We start from the raw sequence: 12657 nt of genomic DNA, 5'->3' as shown, positions 1-12657 counted from the left end.
GCCAATATCGACTCCGGCGAAGGCGTCAAGGCCCTATACCGACTGGGACCGTTCCACCACCAAGGCTGACCCCTCCGTTCAGCGTCGAGGTGAGTCTCACGCACCTCAAAACCGCCTCGTAAGGTGTCTGAGCCTCACCTCGATGCGGCGCAGACATCGAGACTGAACGACGGTAAGTCAACAGAAGCCGGCTGTTACGGTGAGGAACATGACCGCAGTGCCCGAGTGGATGCGGCCGCCCCGCCCTGAAGGGTGGTACGCCGACGACCTCGACCAGCTCCCGCAGGCGCCCCGTCACACCGAGCTGATCGACGGAGCACTCGTCTTCATGATGTCCCCCCAGCGGGCTTGGCACGGCCGAGCTGTCTCCGCTTTGCTCTTCGCTCTCATGGAGCAGGCGCCAGCAGGCGTCGAGATTGAGCGGGAGATGACGATTCGGCTCGACGAACGGAACCGCCCCGAGCCCGATCTCCTCGCCACGCGGGCTCCCTACTACGACCCGGACTGCACCTTCTACACACCCGACCAGGTGCTGTTGGTCGTCGAGGTGGTGTCGCCGGAGTCGGCCCACCGCGACCGGACAGTCAAGCTGCGCAAGTACGCGGAAGCCGGCATTCCGCACTACTGGCGCGTCGAGGACGAGGGTGGATCACCGGTGGTCCACGCATACGAGCTCGACGAGCCCACCCGGTCGTACGTCGCGACCGGGATCCACCGCCACGAGCTGCACACCACGACGCCGTTCGAGCTCAAGCTGAATCTGGACGGGCTTGTGCCCGGTCGCAAGAGCTGAGCCGGGCAGCCGCTCAACTGCCTGACGCATCTCTGCCACGGCCGCAGGGCCGGCCTACAGCCTGATGACCCGAACCCGATGCCCGCACAACCTGGTCATGTCGTCGACATCCGACGTCAAGACCGCGACCGGCGCGGGTAGTCGTAGCGCCATCTCGGCGACCATGGCATCGATGGCGTACTTGTGCCCGTGCAGCCCCGCCGCCTTCAACAGCCCCGCACTGCGACGGGCGTTCTCTTCCGTCACCGCCTCCACACGAATGCGGGACAACAGCCAGGTCAGCCGAGCGGTGTCCACGCCGGTGTGGGAAACCTCGATGATCGTGGCAGCCGACATGGCCAGATCAGCCCCGTCACGCTCCGCCTGCTCCAGCAGTCGCATCACCATGCGATCCCGGCCGATCCATCCCGAGAAGCCTTGCGAGTCGAGCACAAGCGATTCGAGGCTCACGCCGCCCGGTCCGTCTCCCTGGTCCCGTACAGAAGCGCCTGGGCCTCGGCCATCTCCTGATCGGTGAACGCCCCGGACTCAGCTTGATAGCGGTCCAACTCCTCCCGGAGAAGCCTCCGCCGTTCAGCCCGCTCGGCCAGCTCGGTGAGGTAGCCGGAGACGTTGTCGGTGTGCGACTTCATGCTCTCCAGCAGCTCCACCGGCAGCGTGATCGTGACCTTCCTCGTCCTCGCCATCCAGCAACCATACCACGGTATTACCGCGAGCTGGGCACAGCTGCTACCACCTCGCAGACACCGCTAATTCTGGGACGAGGCACACGCCGGCTCGTGCCCGGCATGCCGGAATCAGACGTTGAAGCGGAACTCGACGACGTCGCCATCCTGCATGACGTACTCCTTGCCCTCCATCCGGACCTTGCCGGCCGCCTTGGCCGCCGCCATCGTGCCGGCCGCGACCAGGTCGTCGTAGGAGACGATCTCGGCCTTGATGAAGCCGCGCTGGAAGTCGGAGTGGATCACCCCGGCGGCCTCCGGCGCGGTCGCCCCAACCGGGATGGTCCAGGCCCGCGCCTCCTTCGGCCCGGCGGTGAGGTACGTCTGCAGCCCAAGCGTACGGAATCCGACCCGGATCAGCTGGTTGAGCCCCGGCTCGCTCTGCCCGGTCGACTCCAGCAGCTCCATCGCCTCGTCGTCCGGCAGATCGATCAACTCGGACTCGATCTTGGCGTCCATGAAGACCGCCTCGGCCGGGGCGACCAGCGCCCGCAGCTCGGCGAGCAGCTCGGCATTGCCCAGCTCGTCCTCGTCGACGTTGAAGACGTACAGGAACGGCTTGGTGGTGAGCAGGTGCAGCTCACGCAGCTCGGCGACGTCGATGCCGGCGGCGGCCGCACCCGCGTACAGCGTGGTCCCGCCGTCGAGCAGCGCGGCGGCGGCCTTCGCGGCGGCGTGGATCGCCGCCCGGTCCTTGCGCAGCCGGGCTTCCTTCTCCAGCCGGGGCAGCGCCTTCTCCAAGGTCTGCAGGTCGGCCAGGATCAGCTCGGTGTTGATCGTGGCGATGTCATCACCCGGGGAGACCTTGCCGTCGACGTGCACCACGTTCGGGTCGGAGAAGACCCGCACGACCTGGCAGATCGCGGCGGCGTCGCGGATGTTGGCCAGGAAGGCGTTGCCTCGGCCCTGCCCCTTGGACGCGCCCCGCACCAGACCGGCGATGTCGACGAACGACACCGGCGCCGGGATGGTCTTCTCCGAGCCGAAGATCTCCGCCAGCCTGCCCAGCCGCCCGTCCGGCAGCCCCACCACCCCGACGTTCGGCTCGATCGTGGCGAAGGGGTAGTTCGCCGCGAGGACGTCGTTCTTGGTGAGCGCGTTGAACAGGGTGCTCTTGCCGACGTTGGGCAGGCCGACGATGCCGATGGTGAGACTCACGTCGGTCGAGTCTACGCAGCGTCCGGTGGCGGGTCAGGCGCAGGCGGTCTTCAGCTTCTCCGCCAGCTCGGCCAGGCGACCCTCCACCTGTCCCATCGGGGTGTTGTCGTCCGGGTCGACGATCTGGGCGGCGAACTCGGACGCCTCGGTCAACGCCTGCTGCACGTCGGCGTCGACCGGGTCGGCGGCGAGCGACTCCAGCATTGCCGAGAGGTCGGTGAACTTGGCCCGGAACTCGGCGTCGGCGGTCTCCGCAGCCGTCCCGCCCTCAGCCACTGCGGCGATGAGGTCGGCGAAGTACGCCTCGATGGTCGATGCAGTCTCCTCGGCGACCGGTACCGCCGTGTCGCATGCCGTCTTGGTGGCCGCGGCGGCCCCGCCCTCGGCGGAGCCGGCCGACTCCGCGTCGGCCGACGCGGTCGCCGTCGGCGATGACGTCTGACCGGCGGCGGTGTCGGTTTCGCTGTCGCCACCGCCGCAGCCGGCCAGGGTCAACGCGAGCGCCGTCGCAGCGGCGGCGGTGATCAGGGTACGTCGCATCGAAGATCCGTCCATTGAGAGGCGAGCAAACTGGACCAGGCTAACGGACGTCTGCTCCCGGCCCGCCCGGCCCCTCGTGGACGTCACTCGCAGACGGCGCGGAAATCTTCTGGGATCGCCACCACGGCGGCGACCTGCTCGTCGCTGAGCGGAGTCTCACCGATCTCGGTGGCGGCCTCGATCGCGGCCGTACTCTCGGTCAGCACCGTCCGCAGTTCGTCCGACACCGGGCCGGTGGCCAGTGAGGTGAGCGTCGCCGACCAGCCGCGCATCTGCGCCTCGAAGTTGTCCTTCGCGTCCGCCGGCGCCCCCGCGCTGGCCGTCGGGTCGGCGAACTGGTTGACGTCACGCTGGAAACCGGCGGCGAAGTCGCTGCTCATCGATACCGCCTGATTGCAGGCGGCGTTGGTGGCGGCGAGGATGTCGGCCTCACTGGCGGTGCTGCTGCCGACGGTCGGCGACGGCGCGCCCGTCGGCGGCGGCTCGGTGCCGCAGCCGGTGAATCCGAGGATCAGGGCCGAGCCGAGGACGGCGCTGGCCAGTAGGCGACGCATGATATCTACCGACTCCTTTATCGAGGTGCACCAAACTGTGCCACTCTATCGATCCAGGAGCCAGGTCGCCGAACGGAGCCCATCGACCGACACAGATGGCGAGAGCGCCGCTGCCAGCAGTTGATGGTGAGCATCGTCATGTTACTTACCAGTGACGCGTGCTCTACCGTCTGCGCAGGGCAACGGCGCCGTGTGCCCAGCGCGGCCAGACCCGGCAGCACCGGGCGGTACCCGCTGCGAGCGGCGTACCGTTGCCGCCCGGACGGACGTTCGGGTGGACGACAAGGTCCGGGCGAGCGGGGAGCGGGTGGCGTGGTGGCGAACGGGGCGGCGGCGCTGGCGCGGCCGGTGGTGGAACGGGCACGCATCGCGGTCGCGATCGCGTTCGGGGTCAGTGGTCTGGCGTTCGCCTCGTGGATCTCCCGTACCCCGGCGATCCGCGACGCCCTCGATCTGACCAACGCCCAGTTCGGGCTGCTGCTGTTGTGCACGTCGGTGGGCGCGGTCAGCGCGCTGCCGCTGTCCGGTCCGCTGGTACACGCGATCGGGCCCCACCGGACGGTGCTGCTGGGCGCCGCGGCCGTGACCGTCGGGATGCTCGCCGTCGCAGTCGGTGTGGCGGTCGTCTCACCGCCACTGGCCGGCGCCGGGCTGCTGCTGACCGGCACCGGGTTGAGCAGCTGGGACGTGGCGATGAACGTTGAGGGTGCCGACGTCGAGCGCCGGCTCGACCGCCCGCTGATGCCCCGTTTCCACGCCGGCTTCAGCCTGGGTACGGTGACCGGCGCGCTCCTCGGGGCCGGGTGTGCCTGGCTGGCGGTGCCGGTCGACTGGCAACTCGCCGTCACCGCACTGCTGGTGATCGCCTCGATCGCCGCGGCCGTACGGATGTTCCTGCCGGTCCCGGTGCGGGTGCCCGGCGCGGCAGCACCCCGGTCCGGGGTGCTGCGTGCCTGGCGGGAGCCGCGCACCCTGCTGATCGGTCTGCTGGTGCTGGCCTTCGCGTTCGTCGAAGGGGTGGCGAACGACTGGCTCACCCTGGCCGTGGTCGACGGCTACCAAGTCGGTGACGCGGTCGGCGCGGTCGCATTCGGGGTGTTTGTCGCGGCGATGACCGCCGCCCGGATGGTCGGCGGTACGGCGTTGCAACGCTGGGGACGGGTGACGGTGCTGCGGGCGACGGCGGTGCTCGCCCTGATCGGCCTGGCCCTGGTGGTGTTCGGGCCGACGCTGCCGCTGGCGCTGCTCGGGGCACTGCTGTGGGGCGCCGGGGCGTCGCTCGGCTTCCCGGTCGGGATGAGCGCGGCCGCCGACGAGGCCGACCGGGCGGCGGTACGGGTGTCGGTGGTCAGTTCGATCGGCTACACCTCGTTCCTGGCCGGTCCGCCACTGATCGGTTTCCTGGCCGAGCAGGTCGGCATCCTACGATCGCTGCTGGTGGTGCTCGGGGCGTTGGCGATCGGCCTGCTGGCCGCCGGCGCTACCCGGCCGGCCGGCACGGGCGGCACGGCCAGCGCTACCCAGCCGGCCGGCACGGGCCAGGGCTCGTGACTGCAGGTCCGATTCCCGCCAGCCGACCGGGCCGGCAAGCGGGCAGGATCGACCCATGGAGCTCGACTTCGAGCGGTGCTACCGAGTGGTGGACAGCCGCGACCAGCGCTTCGATGGCTGGTTCTACACCGGCGTGACGTCGACCGGCATCTACTGCCGGCCGTCCTGCCCGGCGGTCACCCCGAAGCGGGACAACGTTCGGTTCTTTGCCTCGGCGGCCGCCGCGCAACAGGCCGGGCTGCGCGCCTGCCGGCGCTGCCACCCCGACGCCACCCCGGGTTCGCCCGACTGGGACCGCCGCGCCGACCTGGTCGGGCGGGCGATGCGGTTGATCGGCGACGGGGTGGTGGACCGCGGCGGCGTACCGGGGCTGGCCCGCCGGCTCGGCTACACCGAACGGCATCTCACCCGGGTGCTGACCGAGCAGGTGGGGGCCGGCCCGCTGGCGTTGGCCAGGGCGCAGCGTGCGCAGACGGCCCGGATCCTGGTGGAGCGGACCGCTCTGACCGTCGCCGAGATCGCGTTCGCGGCCGGGTTCGGCAGCGTCCGGCAGTTCAACGACACGTTCCGGACGGTGTACGGCGGCCCGCCGTCGACGCTGCGCGGCCGCGTACGGCCCGGTGCGCCCGACCGGGCCGGGGTGATCACCGTACGGCTGGCGTTCCGTCGGCCGATGGCGGTCGACGCCGTACTCGGATTCCTGGCCGACCGGGCGGTGCCCGGCGTGGAGTCCGCCGACGGCGGCAGATACCGGCGTGCGCTGCGGTTGCCGTACGGCACCGGCACGGTGGCGCTCACCCCGCACGACGGTTTCCTCGCCGCCGCGTTGCGCCTCGCCGACCTGCGTGATCTGGCACCGGCGGTGTCCCGCTGCCGCCGGCTGTTCGACCTGGACGCCGACCCGGCGGCGGTGGACGCCGTGCTGGGTGCCGATCCGGCGTTCGCCGCTGCTGTCGCCGCCGAGCCCGGGGTCCGGGTGCCGGGCGCGGTGGACGGCTTCGAACTGGCGGTACGGGCCGTGGTCGGGCAGCAGATCTCGGTGTCCGCCGCCCGCCGGGTGCTGGCCCGCCTCTGCGCGGCGACCGCGTCGCGAACAGCCCCGCCTGCGGACGGGTCGCGAACAGCCCCGCCTGCGGACGGGTCGCGAACAGCCCTGCCTGCGGACGGCCTGGCGCCGTTCCCGGGCCCGGCCGAACTGCTCGCCCTACCCGACGACGCCTTCGCGATGCCAGCCACCCGGCGCGGCACGCTGCGCGCGTTGGCCGCCGGGGTCGCCGACGGCGACATCGGGCTCGACCTGGGCAGCGACCGGGCCGAGCTGTCGCACCGGCTCACCGCACTGCCCGGCATCGGCCCGTGGACCGCCGGTTATGTGGCGATGCGGGCGCTCGGCGACCCGGATGTGCTGCTCGGCACCGACCTGGGGGTACGGCGCGGCGCGGCGGCGCTCGGCCTGCCCGCCTCCCCCGCAGACCTGACCACCCACGCTGAGCGCTGGCGGCCCTGGCGGTCCTACGCCAACCTGCGGCTGTGGCGGTCCGCCACGCCAACGAAATCTACATCGGAGTGAATGATGACAACGTCTTCGACATTGGACGCGAGTACGATCGCCACGGCGGTCGGGCCGCTGACACTGATCGCCGACCCGGACGGGGCACTGCGGGCCGCCGGCTTCACCGCCGACCCGGACGACCTGCTCGCCGTGGTCCACCCCGACCTGCGCGGACCGGTCCGCCACCGGGCCGACCTCGGCGACGTCACCCGCGCCGTACGGTCCTACCTGGCCGGTGAGCTCACTGCGATCGACCAGCTCCCGGTCAGTCAGCGCGGCGGTCCGTTCCAGCGCACCGCCTGGTCGGCGCTGCGTGAGGTGAAGCCCGGCGGGCCGGTCAGCTATACGGCGTTCGCCCTGCGCTCCGGCCGCCCGGCAGCGGTCCGGGCGGCAGCCGGCGCCTGCGCCCGCAACGCGGTCGCGCTGGTGGTCCCCTGCCACCGGGTGCTGCGCGGCGACGGCACGCTGGGCGGCTACCGATGGGGTCTGCCGATCAAGAAGTGGCTGCTCGACCATGAATCGCAGGTGACCTTCGCAGGGCAGTGAACCGGTGCCGGCACCGGCTACCGTCGTGGTGTGGACGCCGTACCCGACCGATCTCCGCCCCGGCGGCGCGCCGTCCACAATCTCTGGCGACTGCGCTGTTACCTGCGCCCGTACCTCGGTCAACTTGGTTGGCTGCTGGCGGCCGCCGCAGCAGCGACCGGGGCCGGCATCGCCATCCCGCTGGTCATCGCCGAGGTGGTGGACGGCCCGGTGGCCGCTGGTGATCCCGCTGGTCTGCTGTTCCTCGGTGGACTCGCCCTGCTGCTCGGCGTCGTCGAGGCGGTGCTCATCTTCATCCGGCGGTGGACACAGAGTGCCTCGTCGATCGGGATGGAGAGCACCATCCGCGACGACATCTACGCCCACCTGCAGCGACTCCCGGTCACCTTCCACGACCAGTGGCAGTCCGGGCAGCTGCTGTCCCGGGCGATCAGCGATCTGTCGGTTATCCGACGCTTCCTCTCCTTCGGCCTGCTGTTCCTGATCCTCAACTCGGCGACCTACCTGACCGTGGTGGCGCTGCTGCTGCACCTGTACTGGCCGTTGGGACTGGTGGTGGCGGCCAGCGCCCTACCGCTATACCTGTTCAGCCACCAGTTCACCCGCGCCTACCTGCGGGTGTCCCGACGAATGCAGGACCAGCAGGGTGACCTGGCCACCCTGGTCGAGGAGTCCGCGCAAGGGCTGCGGACCATCATTTCGTTCGGGCGCGGGCCGTACCTCACCGCGCGCTTCACCGACCTGGCCCGCGAGCTGCACGACACCGCGGTCGGCAAGGGCCGGCTGCTCGCCCATGCCTCGGCCCGCTACGACCTGGTGCCGAACGCGAGCCTCGCGGTCGTGCTGGTTGTCGGGGCTGTCGCCGTCGCCGACCAGCAGCTCACCATCGGTCAACTGGTCGCCTTCGTCACCCTGCAACTGATGCTGATCTGGCCGATCAAGTCGCTGGGCTGGATCATCTCGCACGCCCAGGAGGCGATGACCGCCGCCGACCGGATTCAGGAGGTGCTGGACACCTCGCCGTCGATCGTCGACCGACCGGATGCCATCAGGATCCGGGTCGGTGAGGTCCGCGGCGAGTTGCGTTTCGACAACGTCACCTTCGGCTACCCGGGGACGCCGGAGCCGGTGCTGCGCGGCGTCGACCTCACCGTACGGCCGGGTGAGACGTTGGCCATCGCCGGCCTGACCGGCAGCGGCAAGACCAGCCTGGTGTCGCTGGTGCCGCGGCTGTACGACGTCACCGGCGGGCGGATCACCCTGGACGGTCATGACCTGCGCGACCTGCGCCTCGACGAGCTGCGCCGGTGCGTCGGCGTGGCGTTCGAGGACCCCACCCTGTTCTCGATGTCGGTCCGGGAGAATTTGACCCTCGGCCGCCCGGACGCCACCGACGCCGAGGTGCACGCCGCGGTCCGGTTGGCGCAGGCCGACTTCGTCCACGACCTGCCCTGGGGGTTGCGGACCCGAATCGGCGAGCAGGGGCTGTCACTGTCCGGCGGACAGCGGCAGCGGCTGGCGCTGGCCCGGGCGGTGCTGGGCCGGCCCCGGGTGCTGGTGCTCGACGACCCGCTGTCCGCCCTGGACGTGCACACCGAGGCGTTGGTGGAGCAGGCGCTGCGCCGAGTGCTGGTCGGCACCACCGCGCTGCTGGTGGTGCACCGGCCGTCCACGGTCGCGTTGGCCGACCGGGTGGCACTGCTGGACGCGGGCCGGATCGCGGCTGTCGGCACCCACACCGAACTGCTCGCCACCGTGCCCGCCTACCGGGCCGTACTCTCCGCCGACGGACCCGGCCTGGTCAGGTCGCGGTGAACCGGACCGACGGTGCCGGCGGTACCGCAGATCGCGACGCGAGCAGGTACGACGACGGGCAGCTGGACTGGCGTGGGATCTCCGACCGGGCGGCGGACGGGGTCGGCGGCGCAGGCGACGGCGACCCGGTCGACAACGCCCGGGTCCGGGCCCGCAGCCGGGCGCTGCTCGGCTCGCTGACCCGGCCGCACCGGCGCATGATCGCGGTGGCGGTCGCCCTGCTGCTGCTGCAGAACGCCGCCGCGATGGCCGGTCCGTACCTGGTGATGCTGGGTATCGACCGGGCCATTCCGCCGCTGACCGACGACGGCGACGCGGGGCCGCTGATCGCGATCGCCGTCGCCTTCGCGGTCGCCACCGTCGCCGAGTACGTCGGCAAGCGCAGCTTCCTGATCCTGTCTGCCCGGATCGGTCAGGCGATCCTGCTCGACCTGCGTCAGCGGGTGTACCGGCATTTCCTCGGCCTGTCGGTCAGCTTTCACGAGCGCTACACCTCCGGCCGGGTGGTGGCCCGGTTGACCAGTGACATGGACTCGATCTCCGAGCTGGTCAACGGCGGCATCGACGATCTGGTGCTCGCCGGGCTGTCGGTGGTCTCGGTGGCGGCGATCCTGCTCTGGCTGGACCTGCCGCTGGCCCTGGTGACCCTGCTGGCATTCCCGTTCCTGCTGTGGATGTCGATCTGGTTCGCCCGCGCCTCCACCGTCGCCTACCGGCGTACCCGGGAGACTGTGGCGCTGCTGATCGTCCACTTCGTGGAGTCGCTCGGTGGTGTCCGGGCCGTGCACGCGTTCCGGCGCGAGCCCCGCAACCAGGAGATCTTCGCAGAGGTCAACACCGGCTTCCAGCGGGCCAGCCTGCACGCGTTCCGGCTGATCGCGATCTACTCACCGAGCCTCAAGGGCATCGGCAACGTGGCCATCGCGATGGTGCTCACCTTCGGCGGTTGGCAGGTGCTGCAGGGCCGCACTGAGATCGGCGTGCTCGCCGCGTTCCTGCTGTACCTGCGCCGGTTCTTCGAGCCGATGCAGGAGCTGAGCCAGTTCTACAACTCGCTGCAGTCGGCGACCGCGGCGCTGGAGAAGCTCTCCGGCGTACTCGACGAGCGGCCGGACGTCCCCGAACCGGTGCGGCCGCGGCCGCTGCCGCAGCCGGTACGCGGCGCGGTGCGGCTGCATGCCGTTTCCTTCGGCTACCGGCCGGACCGTCTGGTGCTGCCCGAGCTGACCCTGCGCATTCCGGCCGGGCAGACGGTCGCGCTGGTCGGGGCCACCGGGGCCGGCAAGTCAACGATCGCCAAGCTGGTGGCCCGGCTCTACGATCCGGTCAGCGGGTCGGTCACCCTGGACGGGATCGACCTGCGCGACATCGCCGGCCGCGACCTACGGCGGGACGTGATCATGGTGACGCAGGAGAATCACCTCTTCGCCGGCAGCGTCGCGGACAACATCCGGTTCGGCCGGCCGGACGCCACCGACACCGAGGTCGAGGCTGCGGCGCGGGCGATCGGCGCACACGAGTTCATCGCCGGACTTCCCGACGGGTACGCCACCGACGTGCACCGGCGCGGCGGGCGGCTGTCCGCCGGGCAACGGCAGTTGGTCGCCTTCGCCCGGGCGGTGCTGGCCGACCCGGCAGTTTTGATCCTCGACGAGGCGACCTCGTCGCTGGACGTGCCGACCGAGCGCCTGGTGCAGCGGGCGTTGCAGACCATGCTCGACGGTGGCCAGAACTGCAGTAGCCAGAACTGCGGTGGCGGCAACGACGGTGGCCGCAACGGCGACGGACCGGGGGCCAACAGCTCGCCGACCGGCCACGGGCGCACTGCGCTGGTCATCGCGCATCGGCTGTCGACGGTGCAGATCGCCGACCGGGTGCTGGTCCTCGACGACGGCCGGATCGTCGAGGACGGCCGGCCCGCCGACCTGATCGCCGACGGCGGTCGGTACGCCGTGCTGCACCACCAGTGGCGCGACAGCCTTAGCTGACCCGGACCGCCTGCAGGGTGTAGCTGAGTGGGAACCGCTCCGGTCGTTCAGTCAACCGCCACTCGCCGTCGTCGCCCTTTATCATCCGGCCGGGCAACGCGTTCCACGGCACGCTGTCGTGCTCGACCAGCATCGTCACCTGGAGCCCGGCGTCGGTGAGCGCGGTGAAGATCTCCCCGATGCCGTGGTTCCAGGAGTGGGTCAGGTTATGGGTGAAGCTGACGGCCGTATCGACGTAGGTGCCGTCCTCGTTCCATACCAGCGGCCGGTCCGTCTCGAAGTACGGCAGGTCGAGCACGAGCAGGCCGTCCGGGCGGGTCTCGTCGACCGCCCACAGCGCCGGGTGCCCTTCCCGCAGGAACAGCCGGCCGCCCGGCCGCAGCAGTGCGGCCACCGTCTCCGCCCATCGGGTCACGCTCGGCAGCCAGCAGAGCGCGCCGATCCCGGTGAAGACGAGGTCGAACCCTCCCGCACCGAGCACCTCCACGGCGCGGTAGACATCGGCTTCGACGTACTCGACCGGGGTCTGTGCGGCTGCGGCGATCCGCCGGGCCTCGGCCAGGGACGCGCCGGAAAGGTCCAGGCCGGTCATGGTCGCGCCCAGCCGGGCCAGCGACAGCGTGTCGGTGCCGATGTGGCACTGCAGATGCACTCCGCGTACGCCGGTCAGGTCGCCGAGCCTCGGCAGGTCGAAGCGCACCACCTCACTGAGCAGCGCCGGGTCGGCGATCAGCTGCGCCACCCGGTAGTCCGGCGATGCGGCGTGTGCCGGCGCGCGCTCGTCCCAGCTGGCCCGGTTGAGCGCCAGATAGTCGGTCATGCCGCCGACCATCGCATGATCCGACGCCGCTGGCACCCCGTTATCGTCCGGTCGGGTCCGGCCCGGTGAGCCTGGTAACGGCGGGTGGCCCCGGTCGCTCATGCGCTCCCGGGGCCACCCGCTTTCTCAGTTGTTACGTGTCACGCCCTGTTCGCCCGACGGCGGGTGAGCAGGAGCAACGAGATGCCCAGCACCACGAGCGCACCGCCGCTGGTGATCAGGTTCGTGGTCGCGCTGCCGGTGACCGGCAGCCCCACGTACCGGAAGGCGATCTCGTTCGAGGTGCCGTTCGGTGTCGTCACCGTGATGGTTGTGTGCTTGACGTCGCACGGCGGAGTGACGAAGCTCAGCGAGGTCCCGGAACTGTTGACCGTGACCTTGTTCGCTGGAATCGTCTTGCCGCAGATCGTCACGGTCGTCTGGCCTGGGATGAAGCCGCTGCCTCCGACCACCACTGTGGTCCCGCCGTTGGCCGGTCCCTGTCCAGGGTCGACCGAGTCGATCACCGGTGCCGGGCCACCCGAGTAGGTGAAGCCGTCCGGAGCGACCGCGTCGTCACCCGGCAACACCACCACCACATCAACCGGACCCACCGGCCCCGGCGGCGTCACCACC

The 12657-nt window shown here is 70.8% G+C and carries 13 protein-coding genes; 6 read left to right on the top strand and 7 right to left on the bottom strand.

Annotation, left to right across the window (positions count from 1 at the left end):
• The first annotated feature begins 208 nt into the window (after positions 1-208).
• Positions 209-793, top strand: coding sequence for a Uma2 family endonuclease (locus ACXAHD_RS11240; protein WP_278167158.1), 585 nt, complete (start codon positions 209-211; stop codon positions 791-793).
• Positions 794-847: 54 nt separating this feature from the next.
• Here the strand turns inward: ACXAHD_RS11240 and ACXAHD_RS11235 are convergent, their stop codons facing one another.
• The 5 genes from ACXAHD_RS11235 to ACXAHD_RS11215 form a co-directional block, all read right to left on the bottom strand.
• Entirely contained in the window at positions 848-1243 is a 396-nt protein-coding gene (locus tag ACXAHD_RS11235) for a PIN domain-containing protein (protein WP_281567457.1), read from the bottom strand.
• Positions 1240-1479 carry a hypothetical protein gene (locus ACXAHD_RS11230; RefSeq protein WP_123605371.1) on the bottom strand — a complete coding sequence of 80 codons (240 nt, stop codon included), beginning with the start codon at positions 1477-1479 and terminating at the stop codon, positions 1240-1242. The genes ACXAHD_RS11235 and ACXAHD_RS11230 overlap by 4 nt, the downstream gene beginning before the upstream one ends.
• A gap of 111 nt (positions 1480-1590) precedes the next feature.
• Positions 1591-2676 (bottom strand): redox-regulated ATPase YchF, encoded by a 1086-nt coding sequence (gene ychF / locus ACXAHD_RS11225; RefSeq protein ID WP_281553360.1) that lies wholly within the window; start codon positions 2674-2676, stop codon positions 1591-1593.
• Between the two features lie 33 nt (positions 2677-2709).
• The gene (locus ACXAHD_RS11220) at positions 2710-3216 is read right to left on the bottom strand and encodes a hypothetical protein (protein ID WP_281553359.1); all 507 of its coding nucleotides are present in this window, start codon (positions 3214-3216) and stop codon (positions 2710-2712) included.
• 83 nt (positions 3217-3299) lie between these two features.
• On the bottom strand, positions 3300-3770 hold the full coding sequence (locus tag ACXAHD_RS11215) for a hypothetical protein (protein ID WP_281567458.1): 471 nt from the start codon (positions 3768-3770) through the stop codon (positions 3300-3302).
• 312 nt (positions 3771-4082) lie between these two features.
• Between ACXAHD_RS11215 and ACXAHD_RS11210 the strand changes: the two genes are divergently transcribed.
• The 5 genes from ACXAHD_RS11210 (at position 4083) to ACXAHD_RS11190 (ending at position 11222) form a co-directional block, all read left to right on the top strand.
• On the top strand, positions 4083-5321 hold the full coding sequence (locus ACXAHD_RS11210) for an MFS transporter (RefSeq protein ID WP_281567459.1): 1239 nt from the start codon (positions 4083-4085) through the stop codon (positions 5319-5321).
• Positions 5322-5376: 55 nt separating this feature from the next.
• Positions 5377-6891: an AlkA N-terminal domain-containing protein gene (locus tag ACXAHD_RS11205; RefSeq protein ID WP_281567460.1), complete on the top strand. Its 1515-nt coding sequence runs from the start codon at positions 5377-5379 to the stop codon at positions 6889-6891.
• Positions 6892-7419: a methylated-DNA--[protein]-cysteine S-methyltransferase gene (locus tag ACXAHD_RS11200; RefSeq protein WP_281567461.1), complete on the top strand. Its 528-nt coding sequence runs from the start codon at positions 6892-6894 to the stop codon at positions 7417-7419.
• 30 nt (positions 7420-7449) lie between these two features.
• Positions 7450-9234, top strand: coding sequence for an ABC transporter ATP-binding protein (locus ACXAHD_RS11195; RefSeq protein WP_281553354.1), 1785 nt, complete (start codon positions 7450-7452; stop codon positions 9232-9234).
• Between the two features lie 62 nt (positions 9235-9296).
• Positions 9297-11222: an ABC transporter ATP-binding protein gene (locus ACXAHD_RS11190; RefSeq protein WP_475050287.1), complete on the top strand. Its 1926-nt coding sequence runs from the start codon at positions 9297-9299 to the stop codon at positions 11220-11222.
• Here ACXAHD_RS11190 and ACXAHD_RS11185 read toward each other — a convergent pair.
• Positions 11215-12042 (bottom strand): class I SAM-dependent methyltransferase, encoded by an 828-nt coding sequence (locus tag ACXAHD_RS11185; RefSeq protein WP_281567462.1) that lies wholly within the window; start codon positions 12040-12042, stop codon positions 11215-11217. The genes ACXAHD_RS11190 and ACXAHD_RS11185 overlap by 8 nt on opposite strands.
• 140 nt (positions 12043-12182) lie before the next feature.
• A partial coding sequence (locus ACXAHD_RS11180; RefSeq protein ID WP_475050257.1) for an IPT/TIG domain-containing protein occupies positions 12183-12657 on the bottom strand: 475 nt, incomplete at its 5' end.

The organism is Micromonospora sp. ABR4_055 (assembly GCF_056160425.1).
This window is presented reverse-complemented; position numbering and strand designations above follow the sequence as displayed.